The 23600-nt window shown below is 38.2% G+C and carries 24 protein-coding genes, 1 other RNA gene and 1 pseudogene; 14 read left to right on the top strand and 12 right to left on the bottom strand.

Annotation, left to right across the window (positions count from 1 at the left end):
* Positions 1-5: 5 nt before the first annotated feature.
* From QNI15_RS31540 to QNI15_RS31525, 4 genes are all read right to left on the bottom strand, one after another.
* Complete coding sequence (locus QNI15_RS31540; protein WP_313979816.1) at positions 6-638, bottom strand: porin family protein; 633 nt, start codon at positions 636-638, stop codon at positions 6-8.
* Between the two features lie 235 nt (positions 639-873).
* Positions 874-1398, bottom strand: a complete 525-nt coding sequence (locus QNI15_RS31535; protein ID WP_314035711.1) for a hypothetical protein — start codon at positions 1396-1398, stop codon at positions 874-876.
* A 112-nt stretch (positions 1399-1510) separates the two neighbouring features.
* Positions 1511-2242 carry a tRNA threonylcarbamoyladenosine dehydratase gene (locus tag QNI15_RS31530; protein ID WP_313979821.1) on the bottom strand — a complete coding sequence of 244 codons (732 nt, stop codon included), beginning with the start codon at positions 2240-2242 and terminating at the stop codon, positions 1511-1513.
* A gap of 43 nt (positions 2243-2285) precedes the next feature.
* Positions 2286-3020: a TatD family hydrolase gene (locus QNI15_RS31525; protein WP_314035709.1), complete on the bottom strand. Its 735-nt coding sequence runs from the start codon at positions 3018-3020 to the stop codon at positions 2286-2288.
* A gap of 50 nt (positions 3021-3070) precedes the next feature.
* Between QNI15_RS31525 and rnpB the strand changes: the two genes are divergently transcribed.
* An RNA gene (rnpB, locus tag QNI15_RS31520) (RNase P RNA component class A) lies at positions 3071-3471 on the top strand.
* A 56-nt stretch (positions 3472-3527) separates the two neighbouring features.
* Here the strand turns inward: rnpB and QNI15_RS39035 are convergent.
* Positions 3528-4421, bottom strand: a pseudogene (locus QNI15_RS39035) (GAF domain-containing protein); the annotation flags it as partial.
* 1087 nt (positions 4422-5508) lie between these two features.
* Here QNI15_RS39035 and QNI15_RS31515 point away from each other — a divergent pair.
* Both QNI15_RS31515 and QNI15_RS31510 read left to right on the top strand, forming a co-directional pair.
* A complete protein-coding gene (locus QNI15_RS31515) occupies positions 5509-6666 on the top strand; it encodes a sigma-54-dependent transcriptional regulator (protein WP_314003708.1) in 1158 nt (385 codons plus the stop codon).
* A 137-nt stretch (positions 6667-6803) separates the two neighbouring features.
* On the top strand, positions 6804-7628 hold the full coding sequence (locus QNI15_RS31510) for an SGNH/GDSL hydrolase family protein (RefSeq protein ID WP_314035706.1): 825 nt from the start codon (positions 6804-6806) through the stop codon (positions 7626-7628).
* On the opposite strand, the gene QNI15_RS31505 is transcribed toward QNI15_RS31510, so the two are convergent.
* Positions 7612-8673 (bottom strand): hypothetical protein, encoded by a 1062-nt coding sequence (locus QNI15_RS31505; RefSeq protein ID WP_314035704.1) that lies wholly within the window; start codon positions 8671-8673, stop codon positions 7612-7614. The two genes, QNI15_RS31510 and QNI15_RS31505, sit on opposite strands and share 17 nt — an antisense overlap.
* Positions 8674-8927: 254 nt before the next feature.
* On the opposite strand from QNI15_RS31505, the gene QNI15_RS31500 reads away from it, so the two are divergent.
* The 4 genes from QNI15_RS31500 (at position 8928) to QNI15_RS31485 (ending at position 11667) form a co-directional block, all read left to right on the top strand.
* Positions 8928-9716: a helix-turn-helix domain-containing protein gene (locus QNI15_RS31500; protein WP_314035702.1), complete on the top strand. Its 789-nt coding sequence runs from the start codon at positions 8928-8930 to the stop codon at positions 9714-9716.
* Positions 9717-9807: 91 nt separating this feature from the next.
* On the top strand, positions 9808-10224 hold the full coding sequence (locus QNI15_RS31495) for a DoxX family membrane protein (RefSeq protein WP_314035700.1): 417 nt from the start codon (positions 9808-9810) through the stop codon (positions 10222-10224).
* Positions 10225-10237: 13 nt separating this feature from the next.
* A complete protein-coding gene (locus tag QNI15_RS31490) occupies positions 10238-10603 on the top strand; it encodes a dimethylsulfonioproprionate lyase family protein (protein ID WP_314035698.1) in 366 nt (121 codons plus the stop codon).
* 158 nt (positions 10604-10761) lie between these two features.
* Positions 10762-11667: a DUF6929 family protein gene (locus tag QNI15_RS31485; RefSeq protein WP_314035696.1), complete on the top strand. Its 906-nt coding sequence runs from the start codon at positions 10762-10764 to the stop codon at positions 11665-11667.
* 117 nt (positions 11668-11784) lie between these two features.
* Here the strand turns inward: QNI15_RS31485 and QNI15_RS31480 are convergent, their stop codons facing one another.
* Complete coding sequence (locus QNI15_RS31480; RefSeq protein ID WP_314035694.1) at positions 11785-12519, bottom strand: DUF305 domain-containing protein; 735 nt, start codon at positions 12517-12519, stop codon at positions 11785-11787.
* 474 nt (positions 12520-12993) lie between these two features.
* Between QNI15_RS31480 and QNI15_RS31475 the strand changes: the two genes are divergently transcribed.
* Positions 12994-13146: a hypothetical protein gene (locus QNI15_RS31475; protein WP_314035691.1), complete on the top strand. Its 153-nt coding sequence runs from the start codon at positions 12994-12996 to the stop codon at positions 13144-13146.
* A 169-nt stretch (positions 13147-13315) separates the two neighbouring features.
* Positions 13316-13537 (top strand): hypothetical protein, encoded by a 222-nt coding sequence (locus tag QNI15_RS31470; RefSeq protein ID WP_314035689.1) that lies wholly within the window; start codon positions 13316-13318, stop codon positions 13535-13537.
* Between the two features lie 25 nt (positions 13538-13562).
* Here the strand turns inward: QNI15_RS31470 and QNI15_RS31465 are convergent, their stop codons facing one another.
* Complete coding sequence (locus QNI15_RS31465; RefSeq protein ID WP_314035687.1) at positions 13563-14516, bottom strand: rod shape-determining protein; 954 nt, start codon at positions 14514-14516, stop codon at positions 13563-13565.
* A 29-nt stretch (positions 14517-14545) separates the two neighbouring features.
* Positions 14546-15211, bottom strand: a complete 666-nt coding sequence (locus tag QNI15_RS31460; RefSeq protein WP_314035685.1) for a hypothetical protein — start codon at positions 15209-15211, stop codon at positions 14546-14548.
* Between the two features lie 992 nt (positions 15212-16203).
* Here QNI15_RS31460 and QNI15_RS31455 point away from each other — a divergent pair.
* A complete protein-coding gene (locus QNI15_RS31455) occupies positions 16204-16701 on the top strand; it encodes a hypothetical protein (protein ID WP_314035683.1) in 498 nt (165 codons plus the stop codon).
* A gap of 83 nt (positions 16702-16784) precedes the next feature.
* Here QNI15_RS31455 and QNI15_RS31450 read toward each other — a convergent pair whose 3' ends face one another.
* On the bottom strand, positions 16785-17618 hold the full coding sequence (locus QNI15_RS31450) for a family 16 glycosylhydrolase (protein WP_314035681.1): 834 nt from the start codon (positions 17616-17618) through the stop codon (positions 16785-16787).
* 213 nt (positions 17619-17831) lie between these two features.
* Entirely contained in the window at positions 17832-18932 is a 1101-nt protein-coding gene (locus QNI15_RS31445; protein ID WP_314035679.1) for a pectate lyase family protein, read from the bottom strand.
* 683 nt (positions 18933-19615) lie between these two features.
* Between QNI15_RS31445 and QNI15_RS31440 the strand changes: the two genes are divergently transcribed.
* The gene (locus QNI15_RS31440) at positions 19616-19819 is read left to right on the top strand and encodes a hypothetical protein (protein ID WP_314035677.1); all 204 of its coding nucleotides are present in this window, start codon (positions 19616-19618) and stop codon (positions 19817-19819) included.
* Positions 19820-19883: 64 nt separating this feature from the next.
* On the opposite strand, the gene QNI15_RS31435 is transcribed toward QNI15_RS31440, so the two are convergent.
* Positions 19884-20366 (bottom strand): SMI1/KNR4 family protein, encoded by a 483-nt coding sequence (locus QNI15_RS31435; RefSeq protein ID WP_314003737.1) that lies wholly within the window; start codon positions 20364-20366, stop codon positions 19884-19886.
* Between the two features lie 110 nt (positions 20367-20476).
* On the opposite strand from QNI15_RS31435, the gene QNI15_RS31430 reads away from it, so the two are divergent.
* Genes QNI15_RS31430 through QNI15_RS31420 form a run of 3 tightly spaced genes read left to right on the top strand, consistent with a single transcriptional unit; the run spans position 20477 to position 23584 of the window.
* The gene (locus tag QNI15_RS31430; RefSeq protein ID WP_314003739.1) at positions 20477-21436 is read left to right on the top strand and encodes a TIGR03885 family FMN-dependent LLM class oxidoreductase; all 960 of its coding nucleotides are present in this window, start codon (positions 20477-20479) and stop codon (positions 21434-21436) included.
* A 10-nt stretch (positions 21437-21446) separates the two neighbouring features.
* On the top strand, positions 21447-23072 hold the full coding sequence (locus QNI15_RS31425; RefSeq protein WP_314003741.1) for an alpha-amylase family protein: 1626 nt from the start codon (positions 21447-21449) through the stop codon (positions 23070-23072).
* A 47-nt stretch (positions 23073-23119) separates the two neighbouring features.
* A complete protein-coding gene (locus QNI15_RS31420; RefSeq protein WP_314035675.1) occupies positions 23120-23584 on the top strand; it encodes a hypothetical protein in 465 nt (154 codons plus the stop codon).
* The last annotated feature ends 16 nt before the right edge of the window (positions 23585-23600 follow it).

The following is a 23600-nucleotide window of genomic DNA, read 5'->3' as shown; positions in this document are numbered from 1 at the left end:
ATAGATTACAATATTTTCAGACCCAGAGAAAGTTGATAAAGACCACCTTTGGGCTTTCCAAGATTTACCCGGTCCCAGTCTCCGGTTTCGGTAAATGAACCTTCATATCGTGCATCAATGGTAAACGATCCGAGATCCAGTCCTAAACCTGCCTGATAGCCCAGAACAGCTTTTTTATACGCTTCTTCTACAGAGCCTGTTTCTTTCAAAAAGTCTTTAACTCCTTCTCCATTCAGATTATAAGAGGCCATCGGTCCACCAAATACACGAATGTTAAATAGCTTGTTCTGAATCAATGTTAATCCGATCAGAACAGGGATATCTACATTGTATAATTTGAGTTCGTATTTACCCGACTTTACATCCGGATCTACGGATTGATTGATAGTAATGGAAGCACCTTTGGTAGAAAAGATACCTTCTGGCTGGATGTACAGGCGACCTACGTTAAAGCGAAGAAATAAACCAGCATTATATCCTAAACGATAATCTGCAGAAAAGTTGCGTGTGTCCCGTACCAGTGTAGAAAAGTTCACACCCGCTTTGGGACCGAATGTAAAGAACGGAGGCTTATCTTGTGCTTGTGTCAATTGGATACAGCCCAGAAAAAGGCTTACCAAAAATAGTTTTTTTAACATAATTGTAAGGGTTGTGTGTTGCAATAACGTCAGAATAAATAATAGATTGCATGAGCCGGAATGTTCTGAATCAAAAACTATACCTGTTAAATAAAAAAGCATAGAATGGGTATATTCCATTCCATGCTTTTTGTGGGCAATAACCAATAAGAAGTAAACAGATTTAGCTGTTAAAAATAAAATTGTGTTAGTGAGGAAGTTGTGCTATTTGATAGGACACTAAACTGAATAAAAGTTACTTAAACAGGCCTCCCAGTAAACCACCCAGTGGGTCTTGTTGATTCTTCTGTGTAGAAGGAGTGGATGTAGAATTGTTTCCCCCCATCATTCCACCTAATACAGAACCTAATAATCCACCACCTGCATTGCTTCCACTTCCCAGTAGACCGCCAAGCAATCCACCCAGATCTCCGCTCTTTACTTTCCCATTCAGCATATTTAAAATGATAGGAATTGCTATAGTAGCTATAGTTTGAGCTATGGCAGGTGAAATGTTTAATTTACTGCTTAACTGAGATACGACAGTAGGAGCCAGACCATTCACTACAGGGCTGTTGGCATGGGTTTCTTCTCCTGAAAGTAATTCCTGAACTCCAGACATATCTCCGTTTTGTACCTGTTGCATCAGTGAATCCAGAATAGCATTACTGGTTACACCAGCTACTTCCTGTGTATTTACATTCAGACCTTGTACTGCTGGATTTTTAGGCAAACTTTCCCCTAATTGAGACTGAGCCATTGATAATAATTCGTCAAACATAGTATTTTCGTGTTAGGTTATAAAAATAATACGATACTCAGTGACTGTATCCTTCTTCCATAATTGGCAGAAAGTACAGGATTTTTTTGACCAGAGTCAAACATATTCTTCTTTATTCGATAGGCCATCCAATCAGATCTCGGATCACAACCGACGCGCAAGTCATGCCAAATACAGCAGGCAGATACGATATAGTACCATAGGCTGATTTTTTAAACCGATTTCCGTCAGTATACATTAATGCCTGATCTACATGCTTTTCACGGGAGTATACGGTTTTAATACCGGAATGGATACCAAGTCGTCGGAGTCGTTTGCGAACATCAGACGCGAGTCGGCAAATCCGGGTGTCTGCTATGTCTGCTACGCGAAGCTGGGTAGGGTCAAGTTTTCCTCCTGCACCCATAGAACTTACAATTCGCTGTCCTTGTTTGTAAGCTGTACTTAACAACATGAGTTTAGGGGTAAGACTGTCAATGGCATCTACCACATAATCATAGTTGGAGTTAAGTAGAGAAACCATTTGATCTGGCTGCAAAAACTGTTTTTGTGTAAACAACTGAACTTCCGGGTTGATTTGCTTCATGCGTTCAGCCATAATATCTACTTTGTATTGTCCCTGTGTGGTAGCTAGTGCCGGGAGTTGTCGATTGCGATTTGAAGCCTCTACTTCATCTCCATCTGCAATCGTTAGTGTACCAACACCTGCCCTGCAAATAGCCTCCGCTGCAAAAGATCCTACTCCTCCCAGACCCACAATCAGCACATGGGCGTTTTGCAGTTTTTGTATGTTTTCGTCTCCAATCAGTAAAGTTGTTCTGGATAACCAGCTTAAATCAGACATTGTTGTATAAAATGGGTTTTAAAATAAAACAGGCCAGAGCATCTCATTTCTGAGATGATGTATATGTATGAGCTATTGCAGGAAATAAGTTTAATACTCTTGTGAAAATATCTTTAGTAAGTGTCTCAATGGAATTATTTAGAATAGAAGAAGCCATCTGATAAATCTCTTCTATTGTAATATACTTGTCATCCGTTTCCAGGAAAAAACGATCCGGTGGTATGACTTTCAGGAGTTGTCCCGCATTGGATGTTGTATGTAGTAATGCTGAACCTAATGAAAAGTAAAATCCATGATCTAATAACTGTGTAGCAATAGTAAGATTGGCATTGTATCCATGTACAATCCAGGTAACTGTACTCTGTTTTTGTTTTTTTAGTTGTATAAGTTCTGGAAATGCCCGTACACAATGAATCACGAGCGGTTTCTGGAGGTGTTCGGCCAACGAAATATGTTTGGTAAAGATCTCCATCTGCGTTTCTATTGTAGCCTGTGCGTTGCGGTCCAGACCCGCCTCTCCAATGAGTAATGCAGATGGCTGCTTTGCTTGTTTTTCTACATAGTGCCATTGTTCATCCAGATCCGGTAAATGCACATCCCAGGGGTGAATACCTACAGATATATATTCATTTGTTTGTGATAGAGAATTACGTTCAGATGCCCGTACATTCCGAAAGGCTATTTCGTCACGTTGCCTGGAGGAATGTGTATGAAAATTGACAAACGGATATGGCATAGTTACCTCATTCTTTTGAACATTGTGGTGCAAGTTAGGCATTCGGTACAAAATATGTTTTATGATTGCCGTTTTCTATGCTATCTTTGCACTATGCAAGCCGTCCTATCGCTATTCTGTTTTGGCAGAGTGGAGGAAAGTCCGGGCAGCACAGAGCAGCGTACTTCCTAACGGGAAGGCTATGAACGGGCAACTGGTTATAGACAGATAGTGCCACAGAAAATATACCGCCAGATTCTGGTAAGGGTGAAATGGTGGAGTAAGAGCCCACCGCATTGATGGTGACACCAATGGCAGGGTAAACCTTACGCGCTGAAAGACCAAATAAGCTGGCGATGTAAGTAGTGCATACCCTGTACTACGTATGAAAGGGCTGCTCGCCCGAGTCAGTGGGTAGGTCGTTAAAGGCCAATGGTGACGTTGGTTCAAGATAAATGATAGGAGTCTGAATCTATTCAGAACACAGAACCCGGCTTACAGGCTTGCATAATTTTTACGTTGGTGTAGCGCTTCTACCATTTTCAGGTGAGCAAACGTAGCTGCAATACTTTGTCCTACCTTTTCCAGAAATTGAATCTCATGAGGCTCAAAGTAATGAAAAGAGGCTAGTTCCAATACACCTTCTTTGGTATGATTGGCAATCAAAGGCACCAGTAAGATAGAACGCGGTGTAGCATCTCCCAATCCGGAGGTAATGGCAGGGTAATCCTGAGGGACTTCCTTCATATAGATATATTCTCCTTCCTTCCAGCATTGACCTACTAGGCCAAAGGACTTATCAATCTGCTTCTGAATATACTTTTTCTTGTCAAAAGCAATACAGGCTTTCATTTCCAGTATATCTGTATCAGGCAGTTCTACAAAAATAGCTCCCTGGCATGCCCTGACGTACTGTATCAGTTCACGAAGTACTTCATGGCTTATTACAGTAATTTCTGCATTGCGTTGAAGAATCTCGGCAATTCGGGCATAACCTACATTTATCCAGTTTTGACGTGTTTCTTCTTCCTTAAGCAAACGTAATTGCCGGGTCAGATGCAACAGAGAATTATTCAACTTATCTTTTGAAGATGCAACCACAATATCTGTTTCCAATTTTCCTTCTGAAATCTCTGTCAGATGCTGAGATGTTTGTTGCAGTCGGTCTACTACTTTGCTAAAACCCGCTAATAGTTTATTAAGAGAGTTATGATGCAAGGATATGGCTAATGAGGTATCAATGTTTCCCTCTGCTATATGTTGTGTAATAGTGGTAAGTTCCTGAATTGGTGTAACTACCAGTCGCTTGAATAGATAACTGCTTACTGCCAGCCCAATGATAGATAATGCAATCAATAGTATAAGAATACCTACTATCCAACGTATGGCTGTATGCGCATACTGATTCAGATCAGAGTTTATCGTAGCTATATCAGTTTGGATTTTCTGATACGTGAGGTTCATTTCCTTACGCAATCCTTCATTTTCATCCAATCCTACTCTTTTTTCTATTTCTACAATTTTGAAGAACACAACTCCATAGGTTTCCAGAGCTGCTTTCACATGGTCGCCAATTTCCGGACTTTTACCGCCTGCAATGATACTATCTATTTTATTCTGAAATTTATTGAGCTGATACGCAAACGTTTTTACATAATGTTTGTCTTTACGTAAAAAGAAATCTTTCTCTTCCCTACGAAGCAGAAGCAAATCTGTTTTATCTGTTGGGAAATTTGCTTCTTCCACAAAATATACTGCAACGCGCATTTGTCCTTCCAGTCCCATATCATTGAAACCTCTTTCCCGGTATAATTTTCCAATGGTTTCAAACGCAGTATTATAGCGGGCAAGATCCTGTTGAAGGGCAACCAGAGCAAGTTCATTCTTTTCAGACTGGCAAACACTAATTTTCTGAAGAATTTTGATAAGGCTATCCGACTCCTGTAAAATCTGTTGATTTTTATCGAAAAAAGCACTCTTGCCAGTTCTGATAAAAACTTCACTGTTAAAATCTTTGAGAAGAAAGTCTTTTTCTGCTCTTCTGGCTTCTCCTATCTTAGTAAGCACCTCCTCAATAGTAGTGCTGGCCTGATAACTTTGTTTCAGCTGATTAATTAAAAAGAACAGGGCAACAACAATGCCTCCTATACTAATGCAGAGTATGGCTGCAATATAAACTTTAGAACGAGCAATCCGGTTGAAACCGTGAAACATATAAACAGGAAGCGATACTAAGTATAATAATTTTAAAATCAGCTAATTATTAAATCTACAAAGAGGATATACATTATTCAAACAGTCCGTTGTTATCATATAAGCCAATGAAAATCAAACTTCTTTGATTTGTCTGATAAAGAAGAGGAATACCAGAGTTTACTGAAAAACTTACATATTTTTAGCTACAGTTCATTTAAAGAAGTAAAGGAACAATTAAGTAATTCTGCTGGGAGATAAGTATATGACTAACTTCTATTCAAAATATTATATATAGTTTTGTGTAGTTCAATTTTATCATTTGATTTGCTTTGTAACCTATTAAACATACTGATACATGCCCCGATTATTAATTATTGATGACGAAAAAAGCATTCGGTATACACTGAAAGAAATTCTCGAATATGAGAAATATGAAGTAGATGAAGCTCAGGATGGAGAAGAAGGACTACGCAAGCTAACTGAAAATCATTATGATGTTGCCTTGTGTGATATCAAAATGCCTAAAATGGATGGCGTAGAGGTACTAACCAAAGCAAAAGAGCAGGGCATAGATACACAGTTTATTATGATATCCGCTCATGGAACTATTGAAACGGCTGTAGAGGCTACCAAAAAAGGAGCCTACGATTTTATTTCCAAACCACCTGATTTGAATCGCTTACTGGTAACTGTGCGAAATGCCATGGATAAGTCATCACTAGTGACAGAAACCAAGGTGTTGCGCAAAAAAGTAAGCAAGGGATCTGATATTATTGGAGCTTCGGAACCCATACAACGTGTAAAAGAAGCGATTGAGAAGGTAGCTCCAACAGAAGCACGGGTATTGATTACCGGGCCAAATGGAGCAGGGAAAGAACTGGTGGCTCGGCAGCTGCATGAAAAAAGTAATCGTTCTGGTGCAGGATTGGTTGAGGTAAATTGTGCGGCTATCCCGAGCGAATTGATAGAGAGCGAATTGTTTGGACATGAAAAAGGTTCTTTTACCTCAGCTGTAAAACAACGGATCGGAAAGTTTGAACAGGCCGATGGCGGTACACTTTTTCTGGATGAGATAGGGGATATGAGTTTGTCTGCTCAGGCCAAGGTATTACGGGCTTTACAGGAAAACAAAATTACCAGAGTAGGAGGGGATAAAGAAATTAAAGTAAATGTACGTGTACTGGCGGCAACCAACAAAGACCTAAAAAAAGAGATTGCCGAAAACCGTTTTCGGGAAGATTTGTACCATCGGTTGAGTGTCATTCTGATACATGTCCCTTCTCTGGATGATCGCAAGGATGATATTCCGTTATTAGTAGATAAGTTTCTGGGTGACATTGCAGAAGAGTATGGAACCGCTCCCAAACGAATTGATGCAGGTGCGCTTGCTTACCTGCAAAGTCTTTCCTGGAGTGGAAATATTCGGGAACTGCGAAATGTAGTAGAACGACTGGTGATTATGAGTGGCAATGAAATCAGTGAAGCAGATGCCAAAGCCTATACTGGTAAGTAAGCTGATGTAGTATTTAAAAGAAGTTATCAGGAATCCTGTAAAGCTGCCTTTACAGGATTTTTTATTGAGAGAAACTATAATTCTGGTAACTCAACCTCTTTATTGTCTATATTCACTAAACCTGAATAACAAGCCCTATGAAAAAGCTTTTTCTACTAATCTCTCTGTTTCTACTTTTTACATCTTTTAAACCCAAAGAACTTACCTGGGTAGCCATTGGCGATTCAATTACGTATCTCAACGACCATCCTGACGAAACAGGCAATCGAATCACCAAAGGATACCTGACAGGAGTGACAGAAAAGCTTCCACATATACATGTCATCAATCAGGGACACAATGGGTGGACTTCTGGAGGTATTGCAGAGTCAGTAGACAAGCTGGGATTAGTAAAGGCTGATATCTATTCCATTTTTCTGGGCACTAACGACTGGTGGCGTGGTAGACTACTAGGTAAACTAAGTGATTACCAGAATAACACTGGCAATGGTACCGTCTATGGCTCCTTTCGTCTCATTACCAATAAACTACGCGAACTGAATCCACAAGCCAAAATTATTCTGATTACGCCAATGCAGCGGGGTGACTTTGTATATATCAATAATCCTAAGAACAATGCGTATGGTTCCTATAAGCCTAAAAACGAACAAATGCTGGAGCAGTTTGTCTGGGCTATTGATAGTATTGCAAAGGTAGAGAAATTTGCATTGGTAGACTTATACCATCAAAAAAAACTGGATTTGAAACACATGGTAAAATTTAAACGCTTAAAAGATCCTACTACAAGTGAGTATAAAAATTATCCCTATCCGGAGTATATAGGTATACCCTATAATCCTGAAACAGACGAATATCCGTATCCTGTACAATCCATTGATATGACCTACGATGGCCTACATCCTTCAGACAAAGGGTATGAAGTTATTACCCGGATGTTGGTGGCGATTATGAAGAAGTATTGATGTTTTCTGATTTATTCATTTTTTGTTTCAGATATTTATCTATTTGCCACAGTATTGGCCAATACACCAATAAAATCAGAGGATAAAGAAATAGTGTTACAAACCTATACCCGTGATTTTTCGCTGCATGTTCTCCTATCACATAGTCGATAAGATCGCAAAAGTACTCATACATAATTAGTATGAAAAAAGGAATTAAGATACTTCCTGCAATCATTACCCATGAAAATTTTTTCTCTGGATGGTGTTTTCGGTAGAAGCGGATAGCTAAGATGTGCAGAAGGAAAACAATCAGAGTCAGAATTAGTGTTAGCGCACCTGGTTCGATAGCTATTAGTAGTTGGGCAAATTTGGATGGAGTAGGAGTGTAGGTAATAAACCAATATTCTGCTGGTAATGAAGCAAAATTCCATATCGCGATAGTCTTAAGGCTCCCCTTTGAAGGTTGCCCTAAATTGGTGGTGAGAGGTAGGTGGATGCTTCTGGTATCCAGGGTAATTTCCAGGCTTCCAAATGATTTCCAGTATTTAGCAGGTGAAAGAGAATAACGGAAATGATATTCGTTTACCCAGTTGCTACCATCAATCCATGGAGTGGCTATATAGTCAACGCTGATGGTATGAATCCCCTTGGTAAGAGTTGCTTCAAAATAGTGAAGGTCTTTAAGTGTATAAATTGAACCTGATTTCTTTTCCCAATAAATAATTGTACGGTCTGTATTCTCATATTCATAAGGTTTGCTAAAAGAAGATGAAAATTTTTCGAAAGGTGTTTGGGATAGTGTTTTATATTTTTCCGGAATGGGTAATAGAGTAGTTGTAATTCCATCTATCCGAACTGTAAAGTTATTGGCATAATCCTGTGCATGAAATAGAAGTGGAATTTGTTTGCCGTCAGATTTAACTTCTATTATATATTGAATATGATATTCTGCGGTCTGAAAATTTGGACCAATAGTCAGGTTGATTTTTTCTTTTAGAATACGAACGTCTCTGCTAGAAAAAGGAGAAACAGATAAGGTGCCTTGTTGAATTGGAGATGCCATATTCGCATAGCAGACTTGGCTTCCTACCAGGAAAAGGAGGATAATGAAAATACGCATGAAGGTGTTGGAATGTACCTGTTTAAACAAGTTTACCAGAATGAAGGGAATTTCCAAATTCGTTACTTTTAGATAATTTGGTATAGATGCAAACATTAGGCACTAACCGATATTATTCAACTATAGAGTAAAGATAATGCACCTTTTTCTGCTAATCATAAATTGTTGATATACATTGTCTATTTTAAAACAAACAGATGATTACTATACGGTTACTGGAGGAAACAACAGACTTAAGCACACCCAGACGTGTCATGCGGTATGTGCTGGTTTATTGCTCAGAAGGAAGCGTCTGGATGAATATCGATGAAAAAGATTTTATTCTGCAAGCTGGAGACGTGATTACAATTACCTCAGGACAAATTCATGCTTTGCAAACCAATTCTTATACGAAAGGATATATCCTCGAATTTACTCTCGACTTCTTTTGCAAGGATGATCATGATATTGAGCTGATCTTTCATAATGGTCTTTTCTGTCACTTTGCGATGAATGAAGTAATTCAGGTGGATAGGCGTATAACAGAAATGTATCTTCAAGCTATTCAGTATGAACTGGTTCGACAACCATATCAGTATTTTGTATCAATCCATAGCTATATCAAACTCATACTGGTTGCGATCAACCGTGCCAAGGTGGGACGGGGTGATGAAATCTGGAAACCTGACACCTTATTTCTTCGATTTCTGGAAGCTGTTCGGAATAGTTTTGAACACAACTATACAGTTGCACAACTAGCCCAACAACTGGGTACTACAGAAATAAAACTCAACGAACTGGCTAAGCTCCATACTGGTAAGACTGCTCAAAGTGTAATATATGGATTGGTAACTTCAGAAGCTAAACGCTTACTCACCTATGAGAAGCTGACAATAAAAGAAGTGGCTTATAAACTTGGCTTCAATGATCCGTTTTATTTCTCCAATTTCTTTAAAAAACAAACTCAAATTTCTCCCTCCCAGTACAAGGAAACATATGCTTTGTAAAAAGTACATGCTTTTCTGAAGATTCTCTATTCTTTTTGGATGTTGTCTCCTGCATCTTTGTATCGAATTCTATTATATACAAAGTCAGAAGATGAATACCTATCAGAATATAGCTGGTTTTTTAGTACGTATAGCATTGGCATCCGGATTTCTATCTGCTGTAGCTAGTCGCCTGAGTTTATGGGGTACAAATTCTTCTGGCTGGAGTGCCTTTGTAACCTATACCGCCAAGGTAAATTCTTTTGTACCCGAACGTCTTGCTCTCTTTCTGGCTATAATAAGTACCATAGTTGAGGTAGTTCTCGGCCTTTTGTTGCTGATAGGCTTTAAAACCCGTTGGGCAGCCTTCGGAGCCGCTGTGCTTTCCTTGTTGTTTGCTTTAGCCATGACATATTCCTATACCATCAAAGAGCCTTTAGACTATTCGGTTTTTGCTTTTAGTATGGGTGCTTTTTTGTTGAGCACATTGCCTGTGCACAAATGGAGTATAGATTCTTTATTCACCTAATCATTTTATGAATATGAAAAATACAAGCACCAACATTCAGGATTATCTGGTACGAAAAGATACCAAAACCTGGCAACCTTTGATTGAGAATAGTGTAGAGTATAAGGGTATCTCGGTCATATCACTGCGATATGATACTGACACTCATCGGTCTCCGAGTATATTGCTCAGATTTGAGCCAGGGGCCTCTTATCCTTACCATAATCATCCGGGAGGAGAGGAGATTTATGTAGTGAGTGGAGAGGCTATATTGGAAAATACTACTTTGAAAGAAGGTGATTATCTTTATACACCACCCGGTTTCAAACATTCCGTAACTAGTCAGACTGGTTGTACTTTACTACTAATCATTCTGGAAGAAGTAGAGATCCTTGTTTGAGTATAGTAGAAGAGGATTTAATAAAGCCTGTATGGGAGATCCTGTACTGGCTTTGGTCTAATAAGAAGTTACCTAAGGAAATGAAAGTAATTGGAGTAATAGTGAGAGTCAGATAATTATATCATTTATTTTTATGAGATCACTAATCGACTTGACAAATGGATTCAAATTTTAGGTTGCTGAAAACCCAGCTACTTGCTGATTTTCCATCAGGTTCATCCATCATCTTTTATAAAGGACAATTTTATATCATTGGGGATGATGCTACATGTATCCTGGTTCTTGATAGGTCTTATCAAAAAGTTGATTCAGTGCAATTATTTGAGTATCCGGATAAAAGAATTCCCAAAGCTCATAAAACTGACTTTGAAGGCGCTACTATACTGACTATTGATGGTATAGAGTATATTCTGATTGTAGGATCTGCTGCAACTGAACTTCGCAAACGAATATGTTTAATTCCATTGCTGAACAATAAGTTAGGTGTCAAAGCACAAACAACTCTTTTTTTTGAAACTCAGGTATTTATTAACAGAATCCAGGATCAGGGAATAAAGGAGATAAACATTGAAGGTGTTTGTACCATAGGCAACGAACTCTTATTGGGAAATCGCGGGAACAGAACAAATCCTACCAATCATATCATTATCACTAGTCAGAATTTTTGGGAACATCAGGAAGATGCCAAACTTAAGATTCTGAGTCTGATTATACCTGGCACTGATCTTCAGAATATAGTAGGATTATCAGAGCTTTGTTATATCGCTGCATCCGATTTGCTTTTAATCACACTGACAAGTGAAAATACAACCAATGCATATGATGACGGAGTTATTGGCGATAGCTACATAGGTTTGATTGAAAATGTAAGTGAACAGCTAAAAGATACTACACTAACAATCAATCGGATGGTTAACCTTTCACAAATAGATTCACGTTTTAAAAATGAGAAAATAGAAGGTATCTGTGTAGAATTTATTTCGTCATTAGATATCCTGATTCATTTGATTACTGATAATGATACTGGAGAGAGCCGATTGTTTACTCTGAAGTGGTTGTCTTAAAGATTATTTTCAATATTGAAATACATAGAAAGAGGGGTCTTTGAGAAAAGACCCCTCTTTCTATGTAATAATCTCATAAATGAAACCCTTATTCTTCTGTTGGTAACAAAAGAGAGATTATCTACTGGTCAACGTGTTGTTTTCCAGTAAGGATTGGAATTGATTCACCTCATCCTGAAATGCTTCAACGGTATTTTTCGCTATTTGCTTTGTGGCCATATCCCTACCATGCTCAACTTCTGCCTGTGCTATATCAATAGCTCCCTGATAAAGAGTCTTCATCAAAACTACAAATTCCTGATCTACATCATCTGTCAACTCATCTTCGCTTATATGCTGATCCATTTTTGTAAAAGTTTTGGAAACCATCTGAGAAAATTTATTGGTAGTGAATTGTTTGTTATCCTGTTGTTTAGATTGTTTTTCTATTTTTTGTGTATGTGCTGTTAGCCTGGACATCTGTTCTTCCATAGTCGCAACAATTTGTCTGGCTTTCGCTTTCAATACATTGTTTTTGCCTAGTTCTATTTCTATCTGTGCCATGTCGATGGCTCCTTGGTGAAGTTCCTTCATCAGTCCTGCAAAATCTTTGTCCGCATGGTTGTTTAATGTGATCTGCTGCATATTTTCCCTCATTTCCACTATAGCATCCGCTACCATTATCTCATCCTTGGACTGTGCTTGAGGCTGAGGTGCGGTGAGGTTTTCACGAGTATCTATTTTATGTGTTTCTACTGGAGTATTTTCCACATTTGTAGCTTCTCCATTGTTGGAATGAATGGATACAGCGAATATATAGAAGGATGCAATAGAAAGTAGAGGGACACTCAGAGCCATTCGTAGAGTTTTCATAGTCTTATAGCATATTATTTAGGTTATAAAATAGGTAAACAGAGACACAAACTGTGGTATAAACTTTCCAAATGAACATACACAATATGACACAGCTTATTCCATAATTTGACAAAGTGAAATAGTATTTCGCATTGTCTATAATGCAAAATAACTATGCCATAGAGAAAGCTGCTCTACTATTTCTGGAGACTTTTTGATAAACGGTTAGTTTTAGAAGGATTTTGGTTAGAGAAGAGTTATTTACCTTCTATATTTCTTGTGGATTAATATCTATGTTCTATTACTAGCTATGTTTTTTAGTAATATATCCTCTTGCTATAACTCTTATTATATGAGTGAAAGTTATACCTGCTACTTCATTTAACGCTTTTAACTTTTAAATCTGAAAACCGATACTATCTGAAGATTAGAAAGATGACGGGAAAATAACTATCGGATAATCATGAGCCCGCAGAAAAGGAGTGGGAAGAATTGTCTAACTATTTCTCTATAGCTGATATTGCTAATCTTACCTTAGCCATTACTCAAATCAATACCTGGAACCGTATTAACCGAGCTTTTGGTACTGTTCCGGGCAACTATCAGCCAGGCGAACATGAAGTGGCTCCAGCCGTAGCGGTTTAAATAGATAACTATCAGCAGCAGGAAATACCTCCTGTTGCTGATTAGGTACCAACTAAAAAAGTGAAATATGTATAAAGTAAAAGCTGTTTTTACCCGTCTTCAAAGGTAAAAGAATTAATGTAATACATATGGTTACCCGCTAGTATTCAATATCTTATCAACCTTGCTTATGCGACACATACTTGAAAAATTCAAAACAAAGATTTTATCCTGGTTAATCGGCTATCCAGGTATTATCCTTCTATTGATCTTATTAGGAGAGGTTCTGATGCGGATTCATCCTGTACCAGTCACTACATTAGTGGTTCTGTTGATAGGAGTGCGTTTGCTTGTGTTTCTTCTCACCCCTTGGATAAACAAATACTTTCCAACCTGGAAGCATATTTTATAAAATACTTCTCAAATTCCTGGATAGCCTAAATCATAAGATAAGGTTTGTAGGCTGTTGGTTGGGTAATTACCATTTTTAATCCATTGATAGTATCCAGTAAAGGACTTTGGCTAAGAGTATAGGAAATTTCCTGATCAAAGGTGAGTTGTTTCCTCATATATTCAAAGGTCGATCCTCCACCGGTATAATGAACTCCTTTGCTCATTACTTTTTCAAAATCTATTGAAGTTTTGACAGCTGCAAGAGTGTTCTGAATTTCAAGGTTGACAAAGGTAAAATAGGCATTCAGAATAGGTTGGATACTCTGAAAAGAAATTATTGTTGTACCAATTCTGAATTCATTTTTAGAAGAGATTGCCTTTAAATCCATTAAGATATGTTCTATATCTTTGTTGATAATAGGAACCTGATAATTGCTGGAAAGATGATTGAGAAGGAGATTACTCAATGTTCGAATACCCATGCGGACACTTCCTACTGATACAGGAAATCCTTTAACAAATACAGAAATATCAAATTTACTGGCACCCCACTCAATCAGAATGAAGTCTTTCTTTTCGTGTAGTATATTCATTCCTAAAGCAGCACAGATATTCTGATGAATCATATATACCTCTTTAGCTCCTGCATGTTCTGCACTGTCTTTGTATGTTCTTTTTTCTGCTTCGGTAGCCTGAGTAGGTAGACTGAAAAAAACTTTGTATGATTTATAGGAGCTATACCTGTTTGCTAAGCCTTGTTTCAGGGCCTGCTTCATTAAATGCTCAAAGCCAATAAAGTCACTTATTGTGTAGTTAACTGGAGATACAACTATGCTTTCTTTGGTTGTACGTGTCGTATTGCCAATACCTGAAATTTTGTTTTCAACTGAATCAATAGAAAAATGGGCAGGTTCATTAAATATTAACTTGTTGTTATGAATAATTCGTAAATATTGACTACCAGGATCTATACCGACAGTTTCAGAAAAAGTGAACATAATAGGTTATTGGAGTAAGATGACAAGTTTTACTTGGTTTTAACTTTGTCTGGAAGATCATACAACTTAGAACTTTTAATCGTTCCATCCGGATTATATCTCACATGTTTGCCATATTGATATTTGGGCTTAAGCCGATCACTAAGCGTTTTTTCAAATTCAGGAGAAACAAGAGAATAGGTGTCCGTTAGCACTTCGTTTTTGTCATACACTCTCCAATTCTCTATTAACACTACTTTCTGGTTCAGAGTGTCTAGAGTACTTGTCATCTTTCGTACTCTGATAAGTGAATCTGTTTTTCCTTGTAAAAAAACATCCTGGGCAATCATATTTCCTTTTTGATCGTATTTCCTTTCGATATGATATGCTCCGGTTTTCAAATCCAATGAATTTTTTTTGGGAAATGTGACGTACCATTCTCCTACCTCTACAAAGTTGTACATGGTACCTTGTTTTTCTACCAGGATTTTGCCATTTTCCACTTCATTTCCTTTTCTGTCATAGAGAGTGATTCCTTTGACAAGAGTTCTCTTTTCTTTAATTAAAGCTTTTTCACTTTCAGTTAATGATCTCTCATATAGAAGATACAATCCGTTAGGTGCTCCTTTGCTGCCTATCAATCCACAAGCAGAAAAAAATATACAACATCCAATCAGGAAAGACAATTTTGGGAAGTATAACAGATATAATTTCATAGGTATAGGCAGGTTCAATGGCTCGTTCTTAACTCAAAGTTTGGTTAGTCGTCTGTTAAATATGCAACAAAGCTATATACGTTTATGGAAGGTAGATGTTATCAACCTTCAGATGAATTAGTTGAATCTATAAAGGTAGCAATTAAGGTAATCTGGTTGTAATATTCGTCTTTTTTCAAACTAAGATTACCTTTTTCAGTGACAAGAAATTAATGGTTGACTAAAGAAATAAAGAAAGTGGGTGACTCAAAACAGATAACTGTAAGCAAACAGGTTAAACGAGCAATATATCTGTTGGTATTACTTTCTTTTATTTATGGAGTATTTCTGCCTGGCATACTGTGTCGAATACTAATAGCTACGAGTAAAGCTGAAAAGGTAACTGTGGTGGTTATGTTTACACTTGGTGTTATGCTTACCATTCTATTGGATTGGTATGTGGTAAATAGCAAAAACAAGCGTATGCAAATGCTCTTGGCTTTGCCATGTTTCGTGTTTACAGTGATCTCACTACTACTATTATGGATATTCATTCAGGGTATATTGTTCACCTTGAATGGGTATCGTCTTACCAGCCATACTATAGATGAGATCTGTATATTCTTTGTATAAGTTCGATGAAAGTATTCTTCACATATTATTTCTGGAGTGTACTATTATTGATAGTAATACTCTTTACATATGAATGGGTACTGGCAATAGTATTAGATCAGTTAAATCAACAAGTAAAGCTTTTCATTGTTATGGGTGTAATGATTTATGCATTACCTTATACGATATTCCATTTGCTGCATTTCTTTTATTTTAAAGGAATTACGATTGTGCAGTTTTTACCCTTTATAGTTTTGTGTTTTATTGTCGTACAATCTGATAATGATATGCAGGATTGGATATCTTCTGCTCTGATAGTAGTTTGTATATATTCACTTATGAACTGCATTTTGATTGGCTTTATAAATAAAAGACAATGAGAAACCACATTACTTAATTATATGAATTGGGAAAAAATTGGTTTTGCCTTTTATAGATATTTTTTGAAACCGCTCCTGGCTTTGTTTGGGAGAGATGATAAATACTATGAGAAAAGTATTAGAAGAGGTTATGAACATAAGTTTTCAATTATAAAAAAATATGCTGAAAGTAAACTGATAGAACCAATAACCAATTTATATCTGATTGGGTATTTTGAAGGATCTCTGGAAAGTGTAGAAAAACAGCAAAAATTGGTGGAACAAGGCAAATATGAGCCTTTTATTGAATCAAAGCCTTTTGATCCTTTTAAAACTTATATCGAAATATATCTGATCAAGAGTATTTCAGAAAAGTACTGTGTAGCAGCTTTTGGAGATGGATATGATCCTGAAATTCTGCTTCAATGTTTATGGTTCGTAGAAGTAGGCAAAGAAAAATTAGAGAATTTGAATGAGTTGATAGAATTTCAATCAACCATTCCAGATTATCCTGTAGAATTATCACATTTTGTAGGATAAGTGTTGTAAAAAAAGCATAACTAGTCTATGATTCTCAGTAATTGCAATCAGAGATATTTCTCTGATTGCAATCAATACTTAATTTAATAGGCACGGCTTCGGCCAATGTAGATATCTTTAGCCTTGTATATTGTATTTGTAGTAGGGCCGGGACTTCCACTGGAGCCTTCCATCTGCAGATTGATAATAATCCACATCGGTTTGCCCACAAAGTTACCTCTGTGTACCCCTTTCCAAACTCCATCTATATAATAGTGGATGTCTACTTCTGTTGCATTCACTTTGGTAATCCAGGCTTTATAAATATGCCAGCTTCCAGGTGAGGATACTGCAACTCGTGTAGTAGAGACATCAGATGAAGTCCGAAATGTATTAAACCAGTTTTCATTGTTTCCTTTGAATTCCAGAATGTCACTTTCTGGTGGCCAGCTATTTACAGCTGTTAACCAAAATGCAGGCCAAGTTCCTGTTGTTGATGGTGCCTGGAAGGTTCCACGTACTTCATAATTGGGGAACTGGTCATTGATGAGAATCTGATGTTTGGCATGAATAGCTCCGGAATGGTAATGGATTGGTACATTGTGAGTAGAGCTATTTCCTTCGTTCCAGGAGATTTTGCTGGCTGTCAGGGTTAGCTCACTATTGGATAAAGAAATATGGTTGTGATCTGTGGTACTACCGTACATGCGGGCACTTCCATTGTGATCACTTCCCCATGGGTAGAGATAGTTCCACTGAGATTCAAAGACTGTGTAGTTACTGAATGAACTAGCATCAATGATGGTTTCAAAAACAGATGCCTGAACAGCTTCATCTATGGGTGGCTTAGGTAATACATCCTGCTGATTAGCCTGTTCACAGGAAAAGATACACAAGGGACTAGCCACTAGTAAAAAAATGTATGCTACTTTTTTCATCAGTCAATCAGATTTAGGTAAAAGTAAAAAGTGAATGTAGAAGAGACAGGATATTGTTCAGTGACTGCTTTCTCAGAGGCTCATGGATTTCAACAATAAATGAGAAATTGAGTTAAATATCCAATGAGCCGAATAGCAGGATAGTCTTGTACACACTGAAAATTACTGTCTGATAAGTCTATCAAATGCAAAGTGTGATTCTGTTGAACCAGTTTAGATACCGCTGTAAGTACAAACATTTCCTGATAAAGTAGCTCCTGCTCCAGTAGAAGAAGTTACAGTACTTTTAACACTGGATGTACCCAATACAGATACAGTGTATGGAGGCGTAAAGGCTGTTTTGCCGTTGCCAGCTTTTGTACCTGATACACTGGTAAATAGATTAGAGATTTCCTGTACTGCTGTTGATTTGTTATCCATCAGGTCAATTGGATTTTTTACGCTTTCAAATACATTTGACTGGATACGAAGATCTGCTTCAAAGCCGGCCTGTATACAGGAGCTACTCACTGTACTGTTGAAATAGCTGTTTACCACATGCACCTTGCCAAATCTCACACGAGGCATACGTGCTTTGCACCCTGGAGCCCACCAGCAACGGGCGAAGGTAATCCGTAGTTTTCCTCTGTCTCCTGTAGCACCATCTGAGGAGCCAAGTAGGTTGGAGAATCGGTGATCATCCGAACCACCTGAACCACCCGGTTTGGGAGCCTTTAGATACGAAAATTTGGTCCAGGAGACAGTGATATAATCAGAAGCATTTTTAATATCAAGGTTGCCATCTACACCATCTCTGAACTCGCAGTGATCTACCCATACATTGGTGCTGGCATCTATAGTACAGTTGTCCCATCCATCTGTATCATACGCTCCAGGGCCTTCAAAAATTAGATTACGAAAGATGATGTTTTGGCATCGTTTTACATACAGGATTCCGGAGTTGTCCTTTGTCTGATCTGTAGAAACCAGTTTCGCTCCCGCTGTTCCAAAAATAGTTTTCCCTGTTTGATCCTGAAACGAAATTCGTCCACCGGAAGGGATAGTTATAGTGCCGTTTACTTGTACAACTTTTACACCGGTGTTGGTAATAGCAGCCTTGAGTTGAGTATAGTTGGTGACAACCGTCGGAGTAGCTGTGCCTCCACCCGTTGTTCCGCCATTTTGAGAGGCCCAACCCTGTGCTCTACAAGTGGCTGCAGCTGTTATAGTTTCATCATCAGAAACAGGCTTAATGGTTTGATGATTCACTTCACAACTTAAAAACAAACTGGAAAGGGTTAGTAATGAATAAGTAAAAAGAAACTTTGTTCGCATGAGAGATATTCTTTAGATTGAACATAGGAAAAAAATATATCCACCAGATAAAGCCCTATAACTGGCATTATCTGTAAAGAGGATTCCAAAAAATGTAATAGGTTATTATGGACCTTACATAACAGGTTACTGAAGTTCCGAACAGACATATCCTCCTGACAAAAAAATAGGAGAAAGAATCTATCCAGGAAGGCACTTACTTTGAATAAAAAAGATTAGGCTACATCTGTGAAAAAATGATGTCGTTTAGCTAGTAACACCTTGTAGTTGTATAGCATAGCAAATATACTGGGTTACTATTAAAAAAATACCAATTTTAAGATTTTGTATGGATATTGGCTAGCTTTTGGTTGTCAAATATGCATTGAAGTTATAAATCAATGCAAGTTATGGAATAAATAAATTTGCGAAAACGTTACCGGGAACGTTTGCATATAGGAGTTGAAAGTTTGATTTATTACTAATAAGAGGTTTATAATACAAAGTTTAGAATAGTGGAATTACTGGTCCTATTTATCTTACTTGTACTGAAATAAGAATTGAAATTTCTACCCGTTATTTGTCTTCTAATAGGTTACTTAATCCTGAACTGTCCATTAAGAGTTTGAATGCCAGTTAAATAATTGAATTTCGATAGCTGGTTATACATTTTTTGAAGAACAATAAAAACATCTATTCATGATATGATACCAGCAATTATTATTATAGCTTCAATTAGCTTCTGTTTTTTGTTAATTTATTATAAGTATCGTCAATACCAAAGGGTAAAGAACGATCCTGAAGCTTTAAAGAAATGGCAGAAAAAATACGAAAAATATGAAGCAATTGGTAGTGTTTTATCTGGTATTGGTTCCATATTAGAGATACTAGGTGCAATCTTTTTTTAATAACTGAGTTTCGGTCAGGAAAGATAGCTTTCAAATACAATATTTGTATTTGCATACTAATCTCTTAATTATATGCATCTCCCAACGAATGAAAGTCATCTCGTAACCAATACCAGTACTCTCCTTTGTGCTGATAAAGTGATTCCAATAACTCAGTAAAGCTTGTCGCAATAACAGGACAATTGCCCTTAAGTGCATGGGTTTCCCAAAAGCTATCATAACACCGACCTAATCTTTCCTGAGCCAGATCAATCGTAATATATTGAGAGCCGGATTCTCCAATAATAAACCAATTATAGCTTCTGTCATCCTCTCCATCTGTTCCTGCAATAATCGGATTGGCTCTTACAAAATCCTGAGGAGCTACTATCTTCATCGAATAATTTTTATTCGGAAAGAGTTCTACCCCACCACAATGGGTATAAAATAGTATGATATCTTCTGGCAAAAGTAGACCTTCAGGAGGTCGAGGGATAAACGATCTGTCCAGATAAATGCATTCTTTATCTTCTCTGATTTTAGTAAGTAATTCAAGGAAGAGTTTCATACAGACAAAATAACCCACTTATAGCCAATTTCTCCAAACAAGCTGGCACTAAATTTTTGCATAGTAGGACATCTGTATGGTAATTTTTTACACTTAGCTCGTATACTGGAATGGCTTTAATTGGATACCACGCATCACACGAACAGTTTAAACCCAGTGAACTGCTCACTTATGTCTCTATGGCAGAACAGGCTGGATTTCAGGCAGTGAATTCATCAGACCATTTTTATCCCTGGAGTGAACGGCAGGGGCAAAGTGGGTTTTCTTTTGCCTGGCTAGGAGCGGCCATGAATACCTCTTCTCTTCCATTTGGTATGGTAGTGTCTCCGGGGCCACGGTATCATCCTGCTGTACTGGCACAGGCTATAGCTACCTTATGTGAAATGTTTCCTGAGCGATTTTGGGTGTCATTGGGTAGTGGCGAGGCATTAAATGAGGCTATCACAGGCGAACTTTGGCCTGCAAAGCAGGATCGAAATATACGCTTGAAAGAAAGTGTAGAGGTTATTCGTCAGCTATTGAATGGCGAAATGGTGCATTACAAAGGTTCGTTTACAGTTGAAAATGCAAAGCTCTATACACTTCCCAAAATTAAACCTTTGCTGATTGGTGCTGCTGTTACAGCTGAAACTGCCGGTTGGATGGGAGGCTGGACAGATGGGATAGTGACTATATCGAAGCCAATAGAAGAATTGAAAAAGACGGTTGACGCATTTCGCCAGAATGGAGGGGACGGGAAGCCTATGTATCTGAAGGTACAACTATCCTATGCCCGTTCAGAAGAAGAAGCTTTGATAGGTGCCTATGATCAGTGGCGTACCAATATCTTTCAGGGAAATGTGCTGGGACAATTGCGTACGGTAGCCGAATTTGACGCGCTGGGTGAGTTGGTTAAACCCGAAGATCTACCCGACAAAATAGACATTTCTTCTGATACAGATTTTCATATTGAGAAAATACGTCAATACAAGGCGCTTGGCTTTGAAAGGATTATCCTCCACAATGTAAATAGAGATCAAAAAACATTTATACAGGATTTTGGAACAAAAGTCATCCCTCAGGTAATTTAAGCACTTAACTATGTTAGAACATCTCTGGTACAAAAACGCAGTAATTTATAGTCTGGATCTTGAATCGTTTAAAGATGGAAATAACGATGGAGTAGGGGATTTTGAAGGTCTTATCGAACGGTTGGATTATTTGCATGCATTAGGGGTAGATACAATATGGCTGGCTCCGTTTCAGCCAACTCCCAACAAAGACAATGGATATGATATTTCCGATTATTATGGTGTTGATCCACGACATGGCTCCTCAGGTGACTTTGTAAATTTTATGCATAAAGCCAGAGGACTGGGTATACGGGTTATCATTGACCTGGTAGTGAATCACACCTCGGATCAGCATCTCTGGTTTAAAGAAGCTCGTGCTTCCAAAGACAATCCCAAACGGAACTGGTATGTGTGGTCTGATCACAAACCTTCCAACTGGAACAAGGGTATGGTGTTTCCAGGTGTACAGAAAGCTACCTGGACTAAGGACCCCAAAACCGGGTCTTATTACTTTCATCGGTTTTATGACCATATGCCCGACCTGAATACAGACAACCCTGAGGTGCGGGATGAAATCTTAAAGATTATTGGATTTTGGTTGCAGTTGGGTGTTTCGGGTTTTCGGATGGATGCCGTTCCGTTTGTGCTGGAATCTCCCAAGCCGGATGTTGACAGCACGAAGCTACATTATGGCTATCTCAAAGAATTACGGCGGTTTCTGCAATGGCGAAAGGGAGATGCAATTTTATTGGGAGAAGCCAATGTGTTGCCAGAGGAAACGGTCAACTACTTTGGCGAGGCAGGTGACGGCATTCATCTGATGTTTAACTTCTTTGTGAACCAACATCTGTTTTATGCGCTAGCCTCAACTGAAATCGAACCTTTACAAAAGGCACTAGAAGCTACTCGTGAAATTAATCCAACTTCTCAGTGGGCGCATTTTCTTCGAAATCACGATGAACTGGATCTGGGACGGCTTACAGAGGAACAAAGACAGCGTGTATTCCAGGAATTTGGTCCGGAAAAAAACATGCAGATCTATGACCGGGGCATTCGTCGCAGGCTCGCCTCTATGCTGGGCAATCGCCAGCAGATTGAGCTCGCTTATAGCCTGATGTTTACTTTGCCTGGTACTCCGGTAATTCGCTATGGAGATGAGATTGGGATGGGAGACGATCTGTCGCTGAAAGAACGTGAAGCTGTTCGTACACCTATGCAATGGTCCTCAGAAGGTCAAGCTGGGTTCTCTGATTCAAACAAAGAAGTAAAACCTGTAATTTCAGAAGGAATCTATTCGTATAAGCAGGTCAATGTGAAAGACCAGAAACGAGATCCCAATTCGTTGTTTAACTGGATGGCATTCATGATCCGCCTTCGGAAAGAATGTCCCGAGATAGGCTTTGGTTCCTGGGAGATCATTCCTGTAAAGCCTAAAGGTATTCTGGTGATGCGTTACGAATTCAAAGAAGAGATCCTGGTTTTTGTTCATAATTTCACTGCCAAAGGGGAAGAATTGGTTTTAACAACCCGGCAAGCAAAGACTCAACGGTTGATTGATCTAATTAATAAGGTGGAAAGTATTGCCGATGAGGACGGCAGACACACAATTATTCTCAATGCCTATGGGTATCGATGGTTTAGAGGAGGAGAATAAGGATTACCTTTGACTTATTATTGTGTGAATTTTATACTTTTGTATAAATGAAAACACTTCATACTTTTCCAACCCTGGAATTAAACGACGACCTGAAACTAAAAGGTTTTAGGGTATATGAAGCTGCCCTATGCCAGACAGGCCATTCCATGTTTGGTCGCAGGCATTTCTATAAAATTGTATTAAGCACTGGCAAAACAGTAATCACCTATACTGACCGCAGTAGTGTTGAACTAGACGGTGTGTGCCTGTATTTTGCGAATCCACACATTCCTTATAGTGTTGACATTCTTTCTGGCGAGCCGGGAGGATATGCGTGCATTTTTACAGAAAACTTTATCAAGCCTCTGGAACGTTCGGAAATTTTGCTACAATCTCCCTTGTTTAAAGCAGATGGAAACCCAGTCATGGTCGGAAGAAATATCTTCCGACTTTTTTATTTATTGGCAACAAAATACAAGAGTGATAGAATATGGCTAACTTACTTATATAGAGTATGTTCATCAAAGTAAGGCTTTATCTGTATGT

It is taken from the genome of Xanthocytophaga flava, assembly GCF_030068545.1.
GTDB lineage: Bacteria > Bacteroidota > Bacteroidia > Cytophagales > 172606-1 > Xanthocytophaga > Xanthocytophaga flava.
This window is presented reverse-complemented; position numbering and strand designations above follow the sequence as displayed.